Origin of the sequence: Pseudoalteromonas sp. APC 3250 (assembly GCF_030407915.1) — a bacterium.
In the GTDB taxonomy this organism is placed as follows: Bacteria; Pseudomonadota; Gammaproteobacteria; order Enterobacterales; family Alteromonadaceae; genus Pseudoalteromonas; species Pseudoalteromonas tetraodonis.
Window position 1 is genome coordinate 225,722 of record NZ_JASDCM010000004.1, and the last position, 23,821, is coordinate 249,542.

A 23,821-nucleotide genomic window follows, 5' to 3' on the forward strand; every position below is an offset into this window, starting at 1 on the left:
TTGCTCATTATTTACCTACTGGAATATGGTAAGTTGTAAAATGCCGACCTAATTGTTCTGTTTTATGAACCTTAGTGGCCATTTTACTTAGTGCCTTGTACTCAGGCCTACTTTCGAGTAAATGAAATAGTATTTCTTTATGCCCTAACTCGTTAGCCCAACACATAAGCACTTTAAAAATTGGAATACCAAAACCCCAGAATTTTTGTGAGATAACAATAGCTAATTCAAAGCCATTATCATCTGGCTGAATTCCACACCAACCGGCTAATACCCCACCTATATAAACTGCCCGAATACGACGGCCCTTTACCGCATCCACTTTAATTTTATCTTCCATCCACGCTTGGAGGCTGGTGGCATCAAAATATGGATGATCGATTAAATGTGTTCTCAGAGAATCCTCATTGACGACTGCCATGAAGTCTTCTGGATTCACTTGATTAAAACACAAAAATTCGATTTCACTCATATCTCAATACTTCTAACGCCGCGCTCTGCGGCAACTTCGGAGCGCAGCGGAAAAGTTGTCCGGCAGCAGCGCTTTGTTAGGTTTTTCCTGCTCAATTTCTGACAGGGCCAAATCGAACATCATAAGACACCTGACTCAAAACAAGCCTATTTATACATTTTACTTTAAGCTTTTCCTCTGCAATCGGATGACCAAATAATGCAGCATTTGGAATAGCAGTATGTTGTTCATACTCTTGATATTGAGGAATTCTTCTATGCGACAGCCCGTAAGTCGTCTGAAAGGGCATAATACCAAGGCGTAGCAAGCTAAAATATGATGGGTAAATAATACCGTCATACCCTCTTTCCTTTGCCACCCGAGATATCTTCCTCGTTATTGGGTAGGCATGTGAAGAGGCTAAGAAAAGCATATGAATAGCGAGATCTAAACTTTCAAACTCTGTGACATGCTCTTCCTTGATAAGTACAGTAAGGTCTAGCATTTTCAATTGCGTGACCGGCTGAAGTGTAGCCAAATAGATATCATCTTCAGCTGTAACTCGGCACTCATGCAAGCAAACATCTAAATCTTCTGAGGTATATAGTGCTGGGAACTCATGATCATCCAGCCTGCCAGAACCTGCAAACTCTAGAGGAGGGCTGTCGTACTCACATTCAGATTCTGGGGATTTGGGTGATTTTCTAATTCGATACAACTCATGAAAGATATCTAAAGTTCTTGTAGGGTACTCTTCAAATATTCGTTCGATTATTTCATGCTGATTCTTTTGATCCTGAAGTTCTTTCAGCGGCTCAATTTCTCCAATCATCCATAATCTTGGCCCATAGTGAAAGAACCCCACTCCTAGTAGTTTTTCGAACAACTGAATGTCATTTTTCATCCATTGCGACACATCAATGGAAGTTTTCTGATGTTCATTGAACTGGATTACTGGCGCGGCTCCAAAATCACATTTCTGAAGTGATCCCCAAACAAAAAATCTGTGAGCAAGTTTGCTTAGTGATTCCTCACTAAGTTTTCTTCCTTCAGGGTTAGTACAATTTGGGCAATTGGATTTTTCTTCATTTCCAAGGCGCCACGCATCCAAGCGTAACCCCTGGTCTTCGAAACATTCTGAACAGGCAATGTGGTTGATGATGTGATCTCCTGCTTCTAAAACCTAACAATTTTATAGTGCGCTCATCGCGCATATTTCTGCCAACGATACGCTCATGTATTTTATAAATCATTTTTACCAAATAACTTAACACATTGCTATATATATTTTTTTATTAGCACTCAAACTCTCAATAAAAGAGAAAATGCGCTCGCCGCTCATTTTCTTGAATATGTGAGCATCACAACTACACTGTATATAAAAACAGCACCATTATTGGTAATAGTATGAAAACACGTTCCCCATTTTTAAATTACATAGCTGAATATATGCTAGTTCGTCAATATTCATTACGCACCGTAGATACCTACCTAAGGTGGATTGCATCTTATATCCATTTTCATAATAAACGCCACCCCGCCTCAATGGGGGACAATGAAGTCGAACGCTATCTAGAACACTTAGTGTTAAAGCAAAATGTTGCACCACGAACGCAAGCCACAGCACTCAATTCATTGTCATTTTTATACAAGCATATAATAAAAAATGAACTGTCGTTAAACTTAAATTTTGCCCATAGTAAAAAACAAGCAAAGCTCCCTGTAGTTATGACCCCAGAGGAAGTTAAAATGTTGATGGCTCATTTAAATAAGCGCTATTATTTAATTGCAGCCCTCATGTATGGAAGTGGCTTAAGAGTAATGGAAGCGGTGCAATTAAGGGTGAAAGATATTGATTTTGATTATAAATGCATTCAAGTATGGAATGGAAAAGGTAATAAACACCGCATTGTTACGCTGGCCACAGAGCTAATACCTATGCTGAGAAATCAAATTTTGAACGTTGATGACTATTTAAAACTGGATTTAAATAATACGGAATATTCTGGCGTATGGATGCCATATGCTTTAACAAAAAAATATCCAAGTGCCGCAAAATCGCTTGCGTGGCAGTATTTATTTCCTTCTCATATATTAAGTTCAGATCCTCAAAGTGGTGAAATAAGACGACATCATTTTCATCACTCTTGTATTAGAAAAGAGGTGAAAAAAGCCGTCCAAAAATCAGGATTAACAAAAATAATAACACCGCATACCTTGCGTCATTCATTTGCAACGCATCTATTGCAAAATGGCGCCGATATCAGAACTGTTCAAGCTCAGCTTGGCCATTCTGATGTTAAAACCACACAAATATATACCCATGTACTGCAACAAGGTGCCAACGGGGTTGTTAGCCCTTTTTCAAGATTATAAGCGTCTCTTTTTAATCCTCTGTGCATACATATTCGCTTTAAGACCAATACCGCTATCTATTTCTACTTTGAAAACCCATAAAAAAGCCCCGCTTGATGTTACTCAAGCAGGACTCCACACTAATTTTGTATCAATAAAAGCGCCTAAACTGCAGGCGCTTTGCATTATTGAATTTTATTGGTTAACCACGCTTTTAAGCGGATTAACTGGCTGTGCGTTGTCGTCTAGGATGTTCATATCGAAGTCGAACTCGTCAACACGAATCGCTTTTTCACGTTTTTTGTTGTAATCACTTAACTGAACAAATTCAGCGTCGTTAATTACTTTTGCAGCAAGTGCATTTTCAAGCGTGATTGAAAAACGCGTACCCGGCTTAAAGGTTTTAGCACGTAGCGCTTTTTTCACTTTAGCTAATAGCTCAAGTGATGCCATTTTAGCTTTGTAAGCTTGCTCGTTGATGTGATGACCATCACCTTCAATTGGCTTAACTAAATGGGTAATTTGCGCTTTAAATGCTGTATCAAGCTGAGCTTGTTTCGCTAATTCACGAATTAAATCATCGCTGATTTTTGGCATTTTAGTTGAGTAGTTCATGGTAATGAAACGAATGAACTTACGAGTACCACTTGCAGGGAAGTTATCTAGGAACTTGTGCAATGCTTCTTCAGCACTTTGTAATGCAAAACGAGTCGCATAATGGAAGTAAGGAGCCGCTTGCTCGCGCTCACTACTTGCTACTTTTTGCTCGTAATACTTAATAGATGCCATAGCTGCATATAAGAAACTCATTACATCGCCTAAGCGTGCTGAAAGCATTTCAGCTTGCTTTAACTTACCGCCTAGTACTAGTAACGAGAAGTCAGCATACACAGCTAATTTAGCTGATAGTTTATGTACTGCTTTTTCGTAGTCACGTACTTCTGGTAGTGCTGAGTTTGCACCAGCAGTAAACGGTAATACACCTAAACGGAATGCACGTAAGCTATTTGCTGTGCTGTAGCCAATCGTCTTACGTAAAATACCGTTAAATTCTGCATCTGCGTTTTTGTCATCGCTGTGGATAGACTCAACCATAGATTGTAAGTATGGGTGACAACGCATAACACCTTGGCCAAAGATCATCAGGTTACGAGTAAGAATGTTCGCACCCTCTACCGTAATGGCAATTGGCTGCGCCACATAACCGCTAGCAAGCGTGTTTTGAGGACCATTCTGAATCGCTTTACCCGCTTGAATATCCATTGCTGAGTCAAGCACATCACGACCAAGCTCTGTCATATGGTATTTAGCGATTGCAGTCACTACCGATGGTTTTAAGCCCATGCCTAAACCTTCAGTTGTCAGTACACGCATTGCTTCTTGTAGGTATGTTTTACCTGCAATGTCAGCTAGCTTTTCTTGAATACCTTCAAATTGACCAATTGATAAACCAAACTGTTCACGCACTGCTGCATACTCAGAAGCTGATTTAAATGCAACTTGGGCAGTACTTACGCCCAGTGCTGGTAATGAAATACCACGCCCTGCGCCTAAACAGCTAACTAGCATTTGCCAACCGCGACCGATGTTTTTCTGACCACCGATAATAAAGTCCATTGGTACAAATACTTTGTTACCACGTGTAGTACCGTTGTAAAAACGGATACCCATAGGATCATGACGATTACCAAGCTCTACACCAGGGTGCTCTTTTGGAATAAGTGCACAGGTAATACCTAGGTTTTCTTTACCACCTAGTAAACCATCAGGGTCAACCACTTTAAACGCTAAACCAAGTACAGTAGCAATAGGTGCTAGTGTAATGTAGCGTTTGTCCCACGTAATTTCTAAACCAAGTACTTCTTCGCCTTTGTACATACCTTTAGTTACGGTACCTACATCTGGAATACCGCCTGCATCAGAGCCTGCTTCTGGGCTTGTTAATGCAAAACATGGAATGTCTGTACCATTTGCAAGACGTGGTAAGTAGTGTGCCTGTTGCTCCTCTGTACCAAAGTGAAGAAGTAACTCACCCGGGCCTAACGAGTTTGGTACCATTACGGTTACCGCAACCGCTGAGCTTTTAGTAGCAATTGTACCTACAATTGTTGAGTTAGCGTATGGGCTGAACTCTAAACCGCCAAACGATTTAGGGATGATCAGCGAGAAGAAACGCTCTTTTTTCAAAAACTCTAAAATGTCGTTTGGTAAATGAATACCATTTTGAATGACTGAATCGTCAATCATGCCAAGTAATTCTTGTACTGGGCCATCTAGGAACGCTTGCTCGTCTGCGGTTAATTTAGCCGCAGGTACATCGCGTAGCGCGCTGAAATCTGGTTTACCTCGATAGATAGACCCTTCTAGCCATACATCGCCAGCGTCTAGCGCTTCTTGCTCAGTAACTGAAATGCTTGGTAATACTTTTTTTAATTTTGTACGTAAACTCATAACGAACTCATCCGACCAGATAAATAATACCTACATTACGTCATAAAAATCGCTTTAGATCAATTACTCTATTCAATTAATTAACAGTTTTTGCAATTTATTTTCTTTACCTGAACGTAAACTGTTGAAATAGAAAGCCTTACACTTGTACGCTGAAAATTAATTTTTTTGTTAAAAAATTAATAATTCAGACCACCAAGGCAATCAAAGCCTGTTTTAGGAGAGGCTAAAAACAAAAAACGCAGCTTAAAATTAAGCTGCGTTTTTTAAAAGCGAGAGATTAAATCGAGTCTAACTTATTTTAACTACCTGTTTGCCAGTAAACCCACCTGCTAACTGGTTATTTAATGCAGCCGAAACAGCGTTTGCATTAAAATCAACAGCTAAAACTTTTGGAGGAATTATCTCGCCATTTGCTACCGTTTCAAGCAACAAATTGCCCATGAAACTCATCCGCTGCTGCGCACATAAGCTGTTAGCTAGCCACGCACCTCCTAAGGAGACAATACTAATATTAGGCGCACGCCGATACATTAGCTGCTGTTCGAAGTTAGGGAGTGGATTTAAACAAGCAATACGACCACAAAAACGCATTAGTTCGATATTTTGAATGGTCGATTCCCCACCCATAATATCAATAACAGCGTCAAACCCTTGTGGACCTAACTCTCGACGAATTTTGTCACATAAGGCTTTATCGTTGTAATCAAAGACCACATCGGCGCCGAGTTGCTTAACTAACTTATGATTGCGCTTAGAGGCGGTGGTAAATACATCTGCACCGCGCTGTTTGGCAAACTGAATAGCAAATTGCCCTACAGCGCCAGCACCACCTTCAACAAAAAGTGTATCGCCCTCCGTTACTGATAGTTTATCTAAGCTGATCAATGCCGCCATTCCGGCGCAGGGTAAAGTTGCAGCTTTGTCACTGGCTAATTGCTGAGGAATGATAGACACCGCATAATTAGGCACTTTTGCGTATTCGCTCAGTACCCCTTGCTCACCTACGCTGGCGTGCCACATAACACGCTCCCCTACCCCCGGAAAAATACCTTTACCGGCTTTAACCACTGTTCCCACTGCATCCAAGCCTAAAACATGCGGGTATTGCCACGTACAAAAGCCAGACTTGGCAAATTGTGCATCCACCGGGTTTAAACCAACGTACTCTACTTTTACTAATAGCTCATTACCTGTGCACTGAGGCACAGGTAACTGAGTATCCGATAAGTTAATATCCTCATTGGGCTCATTTAACACAATAGAACGCATTAATGTAGGAATAGTATTTGGGTTTGTATCTGCAGTATTAGGCATCAAAAACTCTACTTGTTAGTATTACTTAACGCGTAACTCCATCGCCCATTAAATGACTGGTAGGCATTTACTTTGGCAAGTAGCGATGAAATAGTTGAATCAACGGCATTTTCTTGCGCTATTAAAACATCCTGACGCGCATCTAACAACTCTAAGTAAGGAATTTGCCCTTCTTCGTACATTGCTTGTGCTTGTAAAAATGCATTATTAGCAAATTGATAACGCTCATCAGCAAAGCGCGATTGCTGTGCTTGATTGACCAATAATTGCAGAGAAAGTTCACTCTCGTTAATCGCTTTTAATACCACTTGCTGGTAATCGGTATACGCCGCTTGGCTTAAAAACTGCTGCGCATCGCGTTGTGCTAAAAGCGCAGGGTAACTTAATAATGACCACTGCAATTGCGGCGCTACTTGCCATTGCTGCTGGGTATCACTAAAACCTTTGCTCCCTAAACTTAACACGCCTGCAAAGCCGCTTAAGCTAATATCCGGCAATAAAGCTTTGCTGGCTGCTACACTCAGGCTATTTGCTTGGCTAAAATCAAATAAAGCACGACTTATATCAGGTCTTAATGCTATTGCATCATTAGGCTTTGCCAATGACACCGCAAATGCCTTAGTTAATATAGTACGTTCATCATTAATACTCAGTGATTGCGTAGTTTGCGCGCTTAATACGGCCAAAGTAGATAAGTCACGGTACTTGGCATATTCAATTGCCGGTACCAAGGCTTGCTGCTGTCTAAGTTGCGCCATAGTGCGGTTTAAGTCGAGCTCATTAGCCACACCTTCATCAACTTGGGCCTGTAGCACTTGAATGCTTTGTTCAAGCGCTTCTATTTGCATCTCAATAATTTGCTGCTTTTGCAGATTACCTTGATAACTCACAAAGCCTTTAACCACAGCCGACACCACTTCAATTTGCAATAACCTAACTTGCTCAGCTTGGCTCATTGCTTGTGAATTCGCGGCATCGACTAATGCAGTAATTCGACCAAATAAGTCGAGCTGCCAATCAAGTGCTACATTCGCACTTGATTGTCGGCTATTGGTATTGCCTAGCCCGCTTCGCTTTGCACCAATCTCAATACCTCCTTGCGGTAAGTATTGCGCTTGTTGCTCGCCAATACGCGCCAAAGCACTTTTTAATACCAGCTGACTAGTTTGTAAGTCGTAATTATTAGCAAGTGCGTTGCTCACCAGTTGGTTTAGCTGCGTTGAGCCCAGCTTGCGCCACCAGTTTTGCTCATCTTCACCCATAAATTGCTCTGCAGATATTGCCTTGGCAACAAACTCATTAATCTGTTGTTGCTGAGCGGCTGTGTCAATTTTACTCGCACAACCTGATAACACAGCAACCGCTAATACAGAACTCAGCCATGGCGATAATTTAAGGGCGCTTAGGTTAAATTTAGTCATGTGAAGACTCCTCAACGCGCGGCTTTTTTACCACCAGCATATAAAACACCGGTGTAAATAATAGTCCAAACACAGTTACACCAATCATACCCGAGAACACCGCATTACCCATGGCATGACGCATTTCTGCTCCAGCACCGGTTGCCAATACAAGCGGTATAACACCTGCGGTAAAGGCAATTGATGTCATTAAAATTGGGCGTAAACGTAATCGACACGCCGCTAACATCGCCTCAAAGTGCGATAACCCAGTGTCATGCTTATCTTTAGCAAATTCCACCATAAGGATGGCATTTTTAGAAGCCAATGCGACCAGTACAATCAACGCTATTTGGGTAAATATGTTGTTGTCTGAACCTACAAACCACACTCCTAATAACGCTGAGAAAATAGTCATAGGTACAATTAAAATAATGGCCAGTGGTAAACGTAAGCTTTCATACTGTGCTGCCAGTACCATAAACACGAGTAATACAACCAGAGGGAATACATACACCATGGTATTACCGGCTAATACTTGCTGGTACGTTACCTCAGTCCACTCATATTCAATGCCAGTAGGCAATGTTTTTGCTAGTACAGCTTCAATCGCCAATTGCGCTTGATCAGAACTATAACCAGGCGCTGGGCTGCCATTAAGCTCTGCACTTGGGTAGCCGTTGTAATGCATTACACGATCAGGACCAATAGTAGGCGTTACCGTTAATACTGAGCCTAGTGGCACCATATTACCGGCACGATTACGCACTTTTAGGTTTAGTATTTGCTCTGGATCAACCCTAAAATCAGCATCAGCTTGGGCATTAACCTGATAAGTACGACCAAACAAATTAAAGTCGTTTACATACACTGAGCCTAAATAAATTTGCAACGAGTTAAACACTTCATCTAATGGAATGCCTTGAATAAGCGCTTGCTCACGGTCAATATCAATATCCATTTGTGGTACTTGAATTCTAAAGCTTGAATACAGCCCCATTAACGCTGGATCTTTTTGCGCCGCAGCAATCACTGATTGCAAACTGTTAAATAAGGCTTCAAAGCCTTTGTTAGCTCTATCTTCAATTTGCAGTTTAAAGCCACCTGTAGTGCCAAGACCTTGAATTGGCGGTGGCGGAAACACAGCGACAAAGGCTTCATCAATGGCCGCAAAACGTTGGTTTAGTTGCGCTGCAATAGCCGAAGCCGACATACTCGGATCAGTACGCTCTGCAAAAGGCGCCAGTGGCGTAAATACGATGCCGCTATTTGGGCTATTAGTAAAACCATTCACTGAAAGACCAGGAAACGCTACCGTGTTCGCAACCCCAGGTACCTCTAATGCAATTTGCTGCATTTGTTTTACCACCGCTTCTGTACGGTCTAAACTGGCAGCGTCAGGTAACTGCGCAATAGCGACTAAGTATTGCTTATCTTGTTGTGGAATAAAGCCACCCGGCACCGCATCAAACAATTTAATCGTACCGCCAACTAAAGCAATATACGCAACCATAACCACAACACTCATACGAATAAGCTTTTGTACCAGCTTTTCATACCCTTTAGCACCACGGTCAAACACGCGGTTAAAAGGTTGAAATAACCAACGGCCAAATAATTTATTAAGCACGCGGGTAAACGCATCAGGCTCGGCATCATGTGATTTTAACAATAAAGCGGCCAGTGCTGGCGACAGCGTTAATGAGTTAAACGCCGAAATTACCGTTGAAATCGTAATGGTTAATGCAAATTGTTTATAAAACTGCCCTGAAAGCCCAGTAATAAAAGCCGTCGGAATAAATACCGCACATAATACTAATGCAATCGCAATAATAGGGCCGGTTACTTCCGTCATTGCCACGCGGGTGGCTTCAAGCGGTGATAAGCCATCTTCTATGTTTCGCTCAACATTTTCTACAACCACAATTGCGTCATCAACCACAATACCGATTGCCAGTACTAAACCAAATAGCGATAAGGTATTAATAGACACTCCAAGCCACTGCATTACGGCAAACGTACCAATGAGTGAAATAGGCACCGCAATTAATGGAATAATAGACGCGCGCCAGGTTTGTAAAAATACAATAACCACAATCACCACCAGCACGATTGCTTCGAGTAAAGTGGCGATCACCGCATCAATTGAACCACGCACAAATACCGTTGGATCATAAACAATGTCGTATTCAACACCTGCTGGAAAGTCTTTTGATAAGCGTGCCATGGTTTCACGCACCTGATCAGAGAGCTCAATGGCATTTGACCCTGGGCGTTGAAATATTGGCATCGCTAAAGCGGGTTGATTATCAAGCTCAGCACGCAATGCATAAGAATCTTGGCCTAAATCAACACGTGCCACGTCTGACAAACGCGTAAGCTGCCCTTGCTCCCCAACTTTAATAATGACTTGTTTAAACTCTTCAATGCTATTAAGGCGTCCTTTGACGTTTAATAGAATTTGGAACTGACTGTCATTTGAAATCGGTTGCGCACCTAAACTACCTGCTGCAACTTGCTGATTTTGCGAGCGTAGTGCATTGACCACGTCACTTGCAGTAAGCTCACGTGATGCTAGCGCATCTGGGTTAAGCCAAACTCGCATTGCATATTTACCGCCACCAAATAAACGAATATCACCCACACCAGGTAAACGCGCTATTTCATCTTTAATATTTAAATCGGCATAATTTGATAAATACGCGGTGTCATGGCTGTTTTGAGGTGAATATAAATGCACCACCATGGTTAAATCGGGTGATGATTTTTCAGCAACAACCCCTAAACGTTGCACTTCTTGTGGCAAACGCGGCAGCGCACTATTTACTCGGTTTTGCACTTGCACTTGGGCACGGTCTAAATCAGTGCCTAACGCAAATGTCACAGTGAGCGTCATACGTCCGTCACTGGTTGCTTGTGAAAACATATACAGCATGTTTTCGGTGCCATTTATTTCTTGCTCAAGCGGTGTTGCCACTGTTTGTGCAATAACCGTCGGGTTCGCACCTGGATAACTGGCAGTCACAACCACTGTCGGTGGTACGACTTCTGGGTATTCACTGACAGGCAGCTGAAATAATGAAATGCTACCTGCAATTAAAATAATCAACGACAGCATGGCCGCAAAAATCGGTCGCTGTATAAAAAAGTGTGAAAATTTCATCTAATAACCTTATTGCTTAGCAACTAAATCGGCAGGGTTAGCACTTAGCGTAAATGCCACGCCTTGGGTATTAATTGCCACTTTATTTGGTGATATCGGCATACCGGGTCCTACACGAGCAGGGCCGTTTACAGCAATAATATCGCCTTGCTCAAGTCCTGATGTGATGGCTCGTAACGATCCATAGCGCTCACCTACAGTAACCAATTTATATTGCAGCACATTATTTTCGCCTACCGTTAACACAAAGCGATTTTTTAAATCTGTGCCTATGGCTCTGTCTGGAATAATGACAGTTTCACGCACTGCATTAGCAGCTAACTTAATGCGTGCAAATGAGCCCGAACGCAGCTCGTTACTGCGATCATCAAATACCGCACGAACGCGTAAAGTGCCTGTAGATGCGTTAATTTGATTATCTATAAAGTTAATATGGCCGCTATAGTTAAAATCGTCTTGCCCTACTTTTTGCATTACAACAGGCTGTTTGCTTGCAGCTGTTACTTCGTCAAATGCGCTATTCCAAGTACGTTCATCGACATCAAAGTAAGCGTACATTTTGTCATTAGAAACAATTGAAGTAAGCACGCTTTGCCCTGCAAGTACGTTGTTACCTTTGGTAATATTTGCGCGAGAAATCACGCCATCAATAGGAGAAACCACTGACGTAAACTCTAGATCGAGCTTTGCAGCTTTAAGCTGCGCTTGCAGTGCAGCAAGTTGTGCTTCACGCTGACGTAAAGTCGATGTACGCGCTTGTGCTTGCTCAGTCGAAATGGCTTTTCGCTCAGTTAAGCGTACAGCACGCGATGCTTCGCTTTTTGCTTGTTCAAGTGCTGCTTGAGCACTTTTTACCTGAGCGCTTAAACTGTCAACGGTTGCAGCGAATGAGCGATCGTCTAAACGAAATAATACATCGCCTTGTTTAACGCTATCCCCTTCTTTAAATTCAATTTGCTCAATAATGCCGGATACACGCGGCATTAATGCCACTTTCTGCGGTGACTCTAAGCGTGTTGTATAGGTATGCCAACTTTGAACTGGCTTAACCAAGACTTCGGCTACATCAATAGCTTGTTGTTGCTGTGCGGGGGCTGATTGCGCTGTACTTTCATCGGCACAACCGGCCAGTGTGATTAATGCAACAGATAGTGCTGTAGCAATTAAGTGTTTGTTCATAACGACGCTCCTTTTAATTTAGCATTGCATAATACGGAACATACTTGATGACAAAAACAATAGATTTTTAAATTCATTAGTGCCAAAATGGCATCAATACTCACTAAGTGATGAAATAATGGATACAACCAGTCGACTATTAATGCTGCTTGAAGTGGTAGAGCAAGGCTCATTTGCAAAAGCAGCCGAAATACGAAATATTGACCGCTCAGTGATCTCTAAGCAAATTAGTCGGTTAGAGGATGAACTTGGGGTAAGACTATTAAACAGAACAACCCGCTCATTCTCTCTTACAGCAGCGGGCGCTGAAATGATAAAAAAAGCGGGTGAGCTGCGAAGCCTGCTTGGCGAAACGGTGCGCATGGCAGAAAACTACCACCAAGAGCCTCGCGGCGTATTAAAAGTGACCGCATCGACTTTAATAGGTCGACGCTACTTACAGCCAGTGATCAACGATTTCCAAAAACGCTTTCCACAAGTGGAAGTAGAACTGCGTTTAGATGACCGACTGGTTGATATTGTATCTGAAGGATTTGATTTAGCGTTTAGAGTGGGTGAACCCAAAGACTCATCATTAATTGCTCGTAAAATTGCCCGTAATCGTTTGTTACTATTAGCCGCGCCAGCGTTTATAGAAACATACGGTATGCCAACAACAATCACTGATTTGGCACAATTGCCAGCGGCCAGTTATGCCAGCAACTCACTGCGGGTAGAAGGCATAAATTACTATAACCACACTGGCGAGCACTGCGAGCAAAAAATAAAAAGTGTGTTTAGAGCAAACGATGCAGAAGTATTACTGATGAAAACTCTCTCTGGCACCACCTACTTTTTAGCGCCGGCATTTATTTTAGATAAAGAAGTGATTGATGGGCAACTAGTGCCCTTACTTACCGATGTAAAATTAATGGAACACAGTGCAATGTATGCTGTATACCCACACCGAGATTTACCGGTAAGAACACGATTGTTTTTTGATGCCGTGCGTGAATACATTGGCAAAGAAAGACCGATTTGGGAGAACAGTATTCCTAATTTTGATCAAATGTATTAAGCCGCATCTGCACAGAGGTTAATATCAGAAAAAACCGCATTGCGCCCTGCATCTTTCGCCTTATAAAGCTGCTTATCTGCTTGCGCTATTAATTCGGTCAAATTTTGTTGTTGGTACTTAACAACGCCAACACTGGCTGTTAAATTTATGGTTATACCATTGGCTTCAATATATTTATTTGCAACGGCTTGTCTAAGATTTTCAGCCATTGCCAGCGCGGATTGTGCACTATCAAAATTGCTCATTAAAGAAAATTCTTCACCCCCCACCCTAAACACATACCCTTTTGCGAAAGTAATCCTAAATAGAGTTGCCAACTCAACCAGCACTTTATCTCCTACATCATGGCCGTATTCATCATTTATTTGTTTAAAGTGGTCAAGATCAATTAAAAACAAGTACAACTGTGACTTGTCTTTTATCTCCACTTCAAAATAATGACTCATAGATAAACGGTTTCCTGCCCCCGTGAGAGGATCAAGTAAGGCCAAGTTTTTAAGTCGCTTCGAAAATTCGGCCCTATTTCCTTCAAAAACATGAGAAATGACCCATATAATAATATAAATAAACAGTAAGTTGAGCGCTAGGTTAAAAGAGGAAAAATAAGGGCTTGGTAATTTATAAAGCAACACTGATGATTGCATAACCAAAAGTGTGGCCGATAACACAATACCGTATTTTCGACCAAGAAGTAGATAATACAAAATGGGTAAAGAAAACGCCCACAAAAACAGACCATTTTTAAGTGGTGCCAAAAAGGTTCCACATAATATAACTAGCGTTACAGTCATACAAACCGTTATGGCATACCAGTTTCGTTGCTTGTTTTTAACCAATTGTATAAAAATATAAAAACAAAGTGCGGAAAAACACACCTCTAAGCCGCCTACAATATAAAAATGATTTTTTGATAGGTTAAACACAGCAAAAATAAATGACAACAAACCAAAAAATAAACACATCCATTTTAAGACATGCTTACGTAATATTTTTGTGCTATTAAGAGCGGCTATATCCATAAAAAACTTAAATCAAAACTAATCGTTTATATTACCCCTGAAATGCAATAATCACAATTTTATGCTTAACAACCCCCTTTAAAATAAGCAAAAAGGATTGGTTAAATGCAGCTATTCTGTAAGCAGCTCATTAACTGTCCCAACCAAGTCAGCAAATTCCTCATCAACATGTGCGACTTGTTTAGGGCTTAAGGTTTGATTTAATTTAACCAGCAACTGTGCGTATGCCCTTAAATTTTCCTCATTTCTCTCAATGAGTTCAGCACTCATAAACAGCTCTCGTTCTGTAATGATAGTGCGTAACTGCTGCGCAAATTGGGCATCATCAAGGGTTTGCTGATTAAACAGTGCTTCAAGTGCACCTAACCGAGTTAGTTTATAGTCATACCATAAATTGCTGGTACTGATATATTCACTGTTGGCTTGTGACACTAGCGTTCGCTGCTCTGAGGTGAGCTTACCAAGCCATTGTTCGTAGTAGTCTAGTTGCCTGTCTAAACGAGACTGCTGATGCTCCTCTTTGGTTAATGAAGCGTGCTCTTTTATTTCATTATTAATTTGCTCACGAATGTTTTCTATCATTTCACTGCGTTGTGATGGAGTTAACGTTTTTGCCAGCTCGATTAAGGGATCACTCGCGTACAAAAGTAAATTGCGCCAATGCTGCTTTACCTGCGTTATTTTTGCCATTAACTGCGCTGTATCGGCTTGTTTATCGAGCAACTGCCTTAAGTCGAGTAAATCGGCTTTATATTTTGGTAACTCAACCTCTCGATGCCAATCTCGGGTGTTATTAATAATCACTTTTAACTGCGTTGATTGGCTTTTGTTTAAGTCGACATAATCGTCTATCCAAAACGAAGACAGCCAACCAAGGTTGTTATAAGCAAAGGAAGTAGAACAACTGGCAATAAACAATAAACTGGTTATAAAAATAATTTTGCTTAGTTTTATATTTTTTAAATTATTTAACATTAACAGACCCCGTTTTATGATGCTTTGGTTGCCAAAAATCATCATAAGTAATTATGTAAGCTATTGCTCGCTTTTATTTTTTTCATTTTTCTATAGAATCGCAAGCTAACGCAATTTATATCATGACTATATGCTTAAGTTTAGAATTTTTGAGCTATAGTTAAAGCTACTTGTTAATACGTTTGTATACCTAGGTTATAAACGTTGGCGTTATTAATTTAGCTCATAATTTTTTACCTATCCCGAATAGATTCACTAGGTAAGTTTTACTTTTATGGCGCTTACATAGAACGACAACTAATTTGGAGACATGCTTATGTCACAGTCTAATTTTAAAGCACTGCTACTGGCCGGTATTATGCTCGCTACCCCTCTTGCTCATGCTGGACTAGAAGAAGGGATCAGAGCTGCTAATGCGGGTGAATTTGAAGAAGCACTTAAAGAGTTTAATTATTTAGCTGACAAAGGCTATGCACCGGGTATTTACGAATTAGGTAAGCTATACGAAGGTGGCCATGGCGTTACCCGTGATTATTACAAAGCAGCTGAGCTGTACCAACAAGCCGTAAAGAAAAGCCATGTAGATTCAATGTTTGCACTTGCGGTTTTATATGATGAAGGTAATGGCGTTAAATTAGACAAACAAATGGCCATAACCTTATTCGAAAAAGCTGCAAATAAGAACCTTCCCGCAGCACAGTATAATTTAGGTGTAATGTACTCAAATGGCGATGGTGTTAGCCAAGATTATAAAGCCGCCAGAACATGGTATGAAAAAGCCGCTGCTAATAATTACACATTGGCGCAGTTTAATTTAGCACTGATGTATTTTGAAGGCTTAGGAATGCCAAAAAATCTTGAAATGTCGTATGTGTGGAATACCATTGCCGAGTATAACGGCAACATGCAAGCGAGTCACAGCCGTAAACTTGATGAACGTACTATGCTTCCTAAAGAGGTAGCTGAGGCCAAAGAAAAAGCCGATGCAATTTATACCAAAATTTTAGCGGGAACGTATGCTGGCGAAGGACGCCTGTTTTAAGTTAGCTATTAAAAAAGCTGAATGAAGTGATTCATTCAGCTTTTTTGTTTTAAACGCTACAGGCTATTTTACATAAAGCCACTTTAGCACTTTGATCAGTAATTTATTTTGTTTAAGTAATAAACCAATGCGCGGGTTAACCGAGCCAGAGACTAAGGTATTTTTTGCATGGCTAAAGGTGAGAAAACCTTCTTTACCATGATAATGCCCCATCCCCGAATGCCCCACGCCACCAAACGGCACATCATCGGCAGCTACTTGTATTAATGTGTCGTTTACCGCAACTGTTCCGCTAAGTGTTTGCTTAATAAGGTACTGTTGCGCCTGTTTATCTTGACCTAAAATGTAAAGGGCTAATGGGTGGTCGCGTAATCGAATATAATTAAGCACGTCCTCTAATTTGTCGTAACTCATAATGGGTAAAATGGGACCAAATAGCTCTTCTTGCATTAATGTCATCTCATCTGTTATGTGCGTAACAATATGCAGACCCATACGATGCTTTTCGCCATCTTGCTGGTTTTGTTCAAGCGGTTTAGTAATTTTAGCGCCTTGCTCTTGTGCTTGCTCTAAATAACCTAGCAAACGTTGATAATGTGCAGGGCTAATAATCGAGGTCAGGTTTTTGCCTTCTACGCCTTGCTTAAAGTGTTTTTTATAATGGGTACAAAGCGCTTTAATGAATTGATGCTCCAATGCTTTAGGAACAAACACGTAGTCAGGCGCTACACATATTTGCCCTGCATTGGCCATTTTTCCAAATAATAAAGCACGCGCGGCTTTATTTACATCGGCTTTTTCTAACACAATGACGGGCGATTTTCCGCCGAGCTCTAATGTTACCGGCGTTAAATTTTTACTGGCCGCGGCCATAACTAACTTGCCAACGGCAGTCGAGCCTGTAAACAGCAAATGCGCAAATGGCAATGATGAAAACTCACTTGCCACGTCGCTACCACCTTGAATAATTGTGCAGTGTTGGCTTAATTCACCTGCAAATATTTTTTCAATAACGGCATTGGTGTTAGGCGTAAATTCACTGAGCTTTAACATCACCCTGTTACCCGCTGCAATCGCAGTAATAACAGGTACCAATGCTAGTTGAATAGGATAGTTCCATGGTGCAATCACACCGACCACGCCAATAGGCTGATAGGTTACACTTACTTTTGAGGGCCATAAGCTTAACCCCGCGCTGCGCTGACTAGGCTTAGACCATCGAGGTAGCTTTTTAATAATATGCGCAAGTCCCTGCATGGTGGGCAAAATATCCCCCACTAAGGTATCGAACGCCGTTCGGTATCCAAAATCTTTAGATACTGCAGCAATCAAGTCTTGCTCTAACGTTACAATGTTAGCGCGTAATTTTTTGAGTAAAGCAAGACGTTGCTCAATGGGTAAATAAGGGGTGTCTTCAAAAGCATGCTTTAGTTCATTAAATTGCGAACGCAAAGACCCTGTAGATAATGTGTCAGTGTTCAAAATAGGCTACCCGATTTATAACGTTTTCAAGACTATAACCTTGTTCTGTTACTCGAGCAATAAAGAGTGATTTTGCAACACGAGGAAAAGGATTGCAAAAACACTCAACAGGTTGGTTGGAACGCATACCGATGCACTGCTTTTGTGTGCATCGGTTATCTGTTTTGTTAGTTGATTAAAGTGGGTTATTAAAAACCAAAAACTTGGGCTGCTATGGTCATTGTTACTAAGGTAATTAAAACAATAGCGACAATATTTAACACAAAGCCAGCACGGATCATGTCTTTCATTTTAATTTCACCCGAGCCAAACACAATCGCATTGGGTGGTGTGGCTACTGGCATCATAAACGCACAACTACATGCAATCGCAGCTGGAATAACCCATACTAACGGACTGCCTGTTACTGACTCAGCAACGGGGCCTAGCAGTGGTAAAAAGCCTGCTGCTGTGGCAGTATTACTGGTTATTTCAGTTAAGAACGTAATCAGCGCAACCACAACAAGAATGCTCATGACTAATGGAATAGTACTCGCCCCTTCAATCATATTGGCTATGTAGTCAGCTAATCCTGATGACTTTATTTGCGAGGCAAGTGTTAATCCGCCACCAAATAAAAGCAACACACCCCACGGCACTTTAGCGGCACTTTCCCAATCTAAAATACGCGCATCGCTGCCTTTATTTGCCGGTAGTACAAACAGTAATAATGCTGCAGCAATAGCAATACCGGTATCTGAAATTTTAAGCCCGGTAACATCGCCTAATAAAGGTCTAAATATCCAACAAATAGCGGCAAGCACAAATACAAACAACACGCCCTTTTCAGCACGTTGCATTAGGCCTAAGTCTTTTAATTGTGAAGAGAATACCGCTTTGGTATCAATACGCTTGTTCGCTTGTACATTCGCATCGACCTTATAAGTGAATTTAGTTAACCAAATCCAGCTGATCAGCAACATACCGAGCGCTAAAGGCACACCAACAATCATCCACTCGGCAAAGCCAATTTCAATCTGATAACTGTCTGATAGGTACGCCGCCATTAATGCATTTGGAGGAGTACCGATTAAAGTAGCAATACCGCCAATACTCGCGCCATAAGCAATCGACAGTAAAAGGGCTTTACCAAAACCTTCATTACTAGGATCTGAGCTTTTAACTAAATGGGTAATAGATAAAGCGATAGGTAGCATCATTACTGCTGTAGCGGTATTAGACATCCACATTGATAAAAATGCAGTCACTAACATCATCGCTAAAATTTGTAAGCTTGGTTTTTTACCCGCATAAAGCATTGTTTTTAATGCAATACGCTTGTGTAATCCCCAACGCTCCATCGCTATTGAGATTAAAAAGCCACCTAAAAATAAAAAGATCAGCGGATGCGCATAAGGCGCTGCAACACTTTTTATCGCTGCTATATCAACAATCGGCGAAATCACTAAAGGGAGTAACGCAGTAGCAGGAATAGGCACTACCTCACTCACCCACCACGAGGCCATCCAAAATGCTAAGCCTGCGGTTTTAAATGCTGCCGCCGACATACCTACTGGCGGCTCAACTAAGCAAGTAAGTAGCATTACACATGGGCCAAGTAACAATAACAGCCATTGCATAAATGGCTTTTTATTCGCGTTATTTTCTAAAATACGTTTTGTCATTTGTTCAGCCCTTAAAATTTATATTTAAGACCAAGTGCAACACTGCTATCAGCATTTTCTTCTAGGTCGAGGTCAGTGTATAAAAGGTAAGCTGTGGTTTGCTTGTCAAATACATAATCTACACCCGTAGTCCACTGTGAAGCGTCTGAGGTTTGACGTAGTTTTGAATCATCTTTTGCAAATTGTAATTTAGGTACCCATTTGTCTAACTTATAGCTTGCGCTTAGTACATAACCATTGCCAGAATTAGCGCCGTCAATCGATTCTGAATGCTGGTACAATGCCCCTAATTGTAATTTTTCAAACTTATACACACCCACAATACGGCTTGCTTTAATGTTATTAAGCGAATCAACATGGCTGATTGAAATAGAGTAAGGTGTTTTATTTAAATTACGGTCGCCGTAAATTAGCGTAGCAGCAAATCCTGCTTCGTTATCTTTGTTGTCATCTTTTGGCGCATAGGTAAATGAAAACTGCGCGTTATGCCAATACTTAGAGGTATAGGTGATGGTATCGCCTAAGCGGTCTTGCCCTGCAATTACTTGAGCAATATCAGCTTGGGTTTCGTTAAAATTATCAATCTTACCTTCTGAATATTTAAAGCGCGTGTCGTTTCGCCCAACCACCACTTCACCAAAAGCACCTTTTAGACCAAGGTAAGTATTGCGTGCTGCAAAAGGCTCATTGGTGTCGTCGTGTTCAAAACCTTTTACTTGAACTTCGTATTTAAATACCGCGGTAAAATACTCATTTAATTTATGGTCACCTTTAATGCCAATACGCGAAAAAGGGGCATCTATTTGCGTGCCTTCGTCAGCGTAACGCATTATGCCTGTATCGGTATTAGCAATTTGTACTTCGGCTTTACCATACACTGTGTAGTCTGCAGCAAAAGTGGTTGCAGGTAACGTGACAGCACTGCATAACGCAGCAAGTACTGAACCTTGGAATATATTGTTTTTCATTATGTGTCCTAATTATGTGATGCTACTTGTTGTCTGCACCTACAAAGCAAGAACATGACCAACTAAAAAATAACAATAATTTTCAGTGATTTAAAAAATAAAGGTTTAAAAACAAACATTGAAATGTGCGGATTTCCACACATAAAAAACACTCAATATCACCATTTCCACCCATTAATCGGTGAACATATCTCGATTAAGGTTATATTTACTCATCTTATCGTAGAGGGTTTTACGCGCAATTTGTAAGGTTGTCATGGTGTCTTTAATGCTGCCATGGTTAAGCTCTAGCGCCTCTTCAATTAAGGATTGCTCATAAAAGCTGACCTTTTCGGCTAGGCTCAAATCTAATGATAGCGTGCTGTTGCTTGAGTCACTTTGTGCAAATGCCAGATCGGGGCCTAGCAATACCGCGCGCTCGGCTTGATTTCTCAATTCCCGCACATTGCCAGGCCAATCATGCGCTAGTAAACGTTGTTGTAGTTCTATATTGAGCGCCCCTAACGGTTTATGAAAGCGGGTCGCAGCTATAGAGCTAAAATGTTTAAACAACAGTGGAATATCTGCTTTTCTGTCTCTTAATGCAGGGATGCTGACTTTTACTAAACTCAATCGGTAATATAAGTCGGCTCTAAACTCACCTTTTTCTACCAGCGAAAGTAAATCGACTTTGGTGGCTGCGACAATACGAATATCAAGCTCGATGGCTTTATTAGCACCCACGGGGGTGACTTTTCGCTCCTCGAGTACCCGCAGTAATTTAACTTGAAGCGATAAAGGAGTGCTTTCAATTTCATCTAAAAAAACGGTGCCGCCTTGAGCAAACTCAAATTTACCTTTGCGATCGTGTGTTGCGCCAGTAAAGGCTCCGCTGATAGCCCCAAACAGTTCGCTTTCTATTAATTGCTCTGGGACTGCGCCACAGTTAATAGCCACAAACTGACAGCTTGAACGGTTACTATGGTCGTGTAAATAGCGAGCAACCAATTCTTTACCTGTGCCAGTTTCACCTTCAATCAGCACATCAGCCGGAGTATCTATCACCGTGTTGAGTAGGTTCATCATATGCTGCATTTTAAGCGTATCACCTAAAATACGCACACCGGGCGCCGACGTTTTCTCAACCGCGCGCTTCAGCGCTCTGTTTTCCATTACTAAAGCACGTTTATCTGAGGCTCTGGCAATACAATCTAATAAATTTTCGTTCAGTGGTTTTTCAAATAAATCATACGCGCCTAGTTGCATCGCTTTTACCGCAACAGAAACATCAGCATAACCGGTTAAAAATATCACGGGTAGTTCGCTATCAAATGCTTTTACCTGCTCAATAAAGGTTAAACCATCCATAGTGGGCATGTTTATGTCACTAAGTACAATGCCACAAAAACTACGATTTAAGCGACTTAAGGCAACACTTGCATCACTAAAACACTGTACCTCATACCCCTCGAGCGTTAATAGCTGATTCAATGAATCGCGGATCATCGCTTCATCATCAATAACAATAATCTGTTTGCAAACAACGGCTTCAATCATTTTTAGTGGCCTCTATGCTTGATAAACTAATAATAAATTGCGCACCGCCTTCAGGGCGATTATGTGCAGTTAAGTAACCATTAAATGATTCAATAATTTGCTTTGAAATCGATAAGCCCAGCCCTAAACCGTTACTTGATTTGGTACTATAAAAAGGTTCAAAAATAGACCCCAACACATGATGCTCAATACCAGGGCCACTATCTAATATAGAAAGCTTAACGCGCTCTTCAAAGCATTCAACATCAAAACTGAGCTCTCTAACTGGCTCACCTTTCATTGCCTGTGATGCATTGGTGATCACATTAACCAATACTTGTTCAAACTTTAACGCATCGACCCACACCGTGATCTCTTGCGAAAACTGCGGTGCACTTACGTTAACATCGTCTTGTTTAAGTTGCGGATGAGTGATCATCAACGCATTGTTTAATAACGCCGACAGTGGATGAGGCCGAAGTTGCATGGTCGCCGGTTTACTAAAGTGTTTAAGCTGCGCCACTATTTTATGCACCCGCTCTACCAAATTCTCGATAATGATTAAGTTTTCATTTAATGCGTTAAGCTTTCCCTTTTTTAGGAAAATTTTAGCACTGGCTAAATAGGTGTTCATTGCGCTGAGCGGTTGGTTAATTTCGTGATTAATGCCCGCACTCAATTGCCCAATAGTGGCTAATTTTGCCGACTGTACTAATGCGGTTTGGGCTTTTTCGAGTGCTTGGGTACGCTCTAGTACTTCGAGCTCTAAACTGTGACGCGAATACAGTAATTTTTTATACCCGGCAAAGCGTGCCAATAAGCTATATCCAACAAAAATAAACACCCAATAAAACAACACTAGCCATAACAATCTAGGCACCTGTAAGGCGTTAATACTTGAAATATCAACAAGCACTGTCATGGTTGCATTCAGATGAGTTAAGGGTCTTGAGGCGGAAACGTATTCATCTTTAGCAATTTTAAATTGCTCAATGCCTTGGCTTTTGTAGCGCTGTTGTTTAATTTGTAGCGGTTGATGATCTAAGTAAGCACGGCGCTGTTTAATATCACGACGCGCGGTAATATCAAGCTCTGTAAAACTATTTAAACGCCATGCGGGTTCATCCGACATGGCAATAATATTATCGGCAAGTTGCAAATAAAAATGGCTTCCTTTTGAGGTATTTAAAAGCGAACGATCGTTTTCAAATTTAGCGACATTAATTTTAAGCGCCACCACGCCAATGGCTTTTCCATCTAGGTAAATAGCTTGGGAAAAATAAATTCCGCGCTCTTTTGAGCGCTGACCAAGTGCAAAGTATGCGACCTTTTCACCGGCAAACGCTTGTTTAAAATAAGGTCTAAATGCAAAGTTACTACCTAAAAATGTATAGTCGGTTTGCCAGTTACTACTGGCAATAACATCGCCATGAGTATCTAGTATGTATACATCTGAGGCACCACTGGCTTGTTGAATATCAGCAAGGTAATTGTTAATTGCATTAAAGTGTTGTGATTCATTATTAGTAAAACGAATCAATACGTTATTTTCAGTTAGCAGCTGAGGGATAGCCGCAAATCGAGCGAGTTCGTTATCGATATAATTATTTAATTGGATAACTTGTTGATCAGCTTGAATTTTGGCTTGCCCTAAATCATAAGCACGACCAAACGAAAAGGTGACCACCAATAATAGTACTAACAATATACAGGCAAAAATAATTTTTTTGGGGATGGAGAACATAAACGCCTATGACAACTATGATGCCAATAATAAGTAATA

The 23,821-nt window shown here is 41.1% G+C and carries 17 protein-coding genes; 3 read left to right on the forward strand and 14 right to left on the reverse strand.

Features of this window, described 5'->3' with window-relative positions; translation table 11 throughout:
- Positions 1–7: 7 nt before the first annotated feature.
- Entirely contained in the window at positions 8–472 is a 465-nt protein-coding gene (locus tag QL986_RS06520) for an N-acetyltransferase (RefSeq protein WP_290191346.1), read from the reverse strand.
- 91 nt (positions 473–563) lie between these two features.
- Positions 564–1,562 carry an RES family NAD+ phosphorylase gene (locus tag QL986_RS06525; RefSeq protein ID WP_290191347.1) on the reverse strand — a complete coding sequence of 333 codons (999 nt, stop codon included), beginning with the start codon at positions 1,560–1,562 and terminating at the stop codon, positions 564–566.
- A 296-nt stretch (positions 1,563–1,858) separates the two neighbouring features.
- Between QL986_RS06525 and QL986_RS06530 the strand changes: the two genes are divergently transcribed.
- The gene (locus QL986_RS06530) at positions 1,859–2,827 is read left to right on the forward strand and encodes an integron integrase (RefSeq protein WP_290191348.1); all 969 of its coding nucleotides are present in this window, start codon (positions 1,859–1,861) and stop codon (positions 2,825–2,827) included.
- A gap of 174 nt (positions 2,828–3,001) precedes the next feature.
- Here QL986_RS06530 and QL986_RS06535 read toward each other — a convergent pair whose 3' ends face one another.
- The 5 genes from QL986_RS06535 to QL986_RS06555 form a co-directional block, all read right to left on the reverse strand.
- A complete protein-coding gene (locus tag QL986_RS06535; protein WP_138765055.1) occupies positions 3,002–5,257 on the reverse strand; it encodes an acyl-CoA dehydrogenase in 2,256 nt (751 codons plus the stop codon).
- Positions 5,258–5,548: 291 nt separating this feature from the next.
- Entirely contained in the window at positions 5,549–6,574 is a 1,026-nt protein-coding gene (locus tag QL986_RS06540) for a zinc-binding dehydrogenase (RefSeq protein ID WP_058155961.1), read from the reverse strand.
- 8 nt (positions 6,575–6,582) lie between these two features.
- A complete protein-coding gene (locus tag QL986_RS06545; RefSeq protein WP_290191349.1) occupies positions 6,583–7,995 on the reverse strand; it encodes a TolC family protein in 1,413 nt (470 codons plus the stop codon).
- A complete protein-coding gene (locus tag QL986_RS06550; protein ID WP_290191350.1) occupies positions 7,988–11,137 on the reverse strand; it encodes a multidrug efflux RND transporter permease subunit in 3,150 nt (1,049 codons plus the stop codon). The genes QL986_RS06545 and QL986_RS06550 overlap by 8 nt, the downstream gene beginning before the upstream one ends.
- A 9-nt stretch (positions 11,138–11,146) precedes the next feature.
- Positions 11,147–12,316: an efflux RND transporter periplasmic adaptor subunit gene (locus tag QL986_RS06555; RefSeq protein ID WP_028834103.1), complete on the reverse strand. Its 1,170-nt coding sequence runs from the start codon at positions 12,314–12,316 to the stop codon at positions 11,147–11,149.
- Positions 12,317–12,434: 118 nt separating this feature from the next.
- Between QL986_RS06555 and QL986_RS06560 the strand changes: the two genes are divergently transcribed.
- Positions 12,435–13,373, forward strand: a complete 939-nt coding sequence (locus tag QL986_RS06560) for a LysR family transcriptional regulator (RefSeq protein WP_008112392.1) — start codon at positions 12,435–12,437, stop codon at positions 13,371–13,373.
- Here QL986_RS06560 and QL986_RS06565 read toward each other — a convergent pair.
- Entirely contained in the window at positions 13,370–14,392 is a 1,023-nt protein-coding gene (locus QL986_RS06565; protein ID WP_016899698.1) for a GGDEF domain-containing protein, read from the reverse strand. The genes QL986_RS06560 and QL986_RS06565 overlap by 4 nt on opposite strands.
- Before the next feature lie 111 nt (positions 14,393–14,503).
- On the reverse strand, positions 14,504–15,367 hold the full coding sequence (locus QL986_RS06570) for a DUF6279 family lipoprotein (protein ID WP_016899697.1): 864 nt from the start codon (positions 15,365–15,367) through the stop codon (positions 14,504–14,506).
- Positions 15,368–15,683: 316 nt separating this feature from the next.
- Between QL986_RS06570 and QL986_RS06575 the strand changes: the two genes are divergently transcribed.
- Entirely contained in the window at positions 15,684–16,409 is a 726-nt protein-coding gene (locus QL986_RS06575) for a tetratricopeptide repeat protein (RefSeq protein ID WP_290191351.1), read from the forward strand.
- A gap of 63 nt (positions 16,410–16,472) precedes the next feature.
- Here QL986_RS06575 and QL986_RS06580 read toward each other — a convergent pair whose 3' ends face one another.
- From QL986_RS06580 to QL986_RS06600, 5 genes are all read right to left on the reverse strand, one after another.
- On the reverse strand, positions 16,473–17,891 hold the full coding sequence (locus tag QL986_RS06580) for a coniferyl aldehyde dehydrogenase (RefSeq protein WP_290191352.1): 1,419 nt from the start codon (positions 17,889–17,891) through the stop codon (positions 16,473–16,475).
- A gap of 188 nt (positions 17,892–18,079) precedes the next feature.
- Positions 18,080–19,555 carry an SLC13 family permease gene (locus QL986_RS06585; protein ID WP_028834108.1) on the reverse strand — a complete coding sequence of 492 codons (1,476 nt, stop codon included), beginning with the start codon at positions 19,553–19,555 and terminating at the stop codon, positions 18,080–18,082.
- Between the two features lie 11 nt (positions 19,556–19,566).
- Positions 19,567–20,523, reverse strand: a complete 957-nt coding sequence (locus QL986_RS06590) for a porin (protein ID WP_290191353.1) — start codon at positions 20,521–20,523, stop codon at positions 19,567–19,569.
- Between the two features lie 174 nt (positions 20,524–20,697).
- Positions 20,698–22,059: a sigma-54 dependent transcriptional regulator gene (locus tag QL986_RS06595; RefSeq protein ID WP_028834110.1), complete on the reverse strand. Its 1,362-nt coding sequence runs from the start codon at positions 22,057–22,059 to the stop codon at positions 20,698–20,700.
- A complete protein-coding gene (locus tag QL986_RS06600) occupies positions 22,052–23,782 on the reverse strand; it encodes an ATP-binding protein (protein WP_290191354.1) in 1,731 nt (576 codons plus the stop codon). Before QL986_RS06600 ends, QL986_RS06595 begins: the two co-directional genes overlap by 8 nt.
- Between the last annotated feature and the right edge of the window lie 39 nt (positions 23,783–23,821).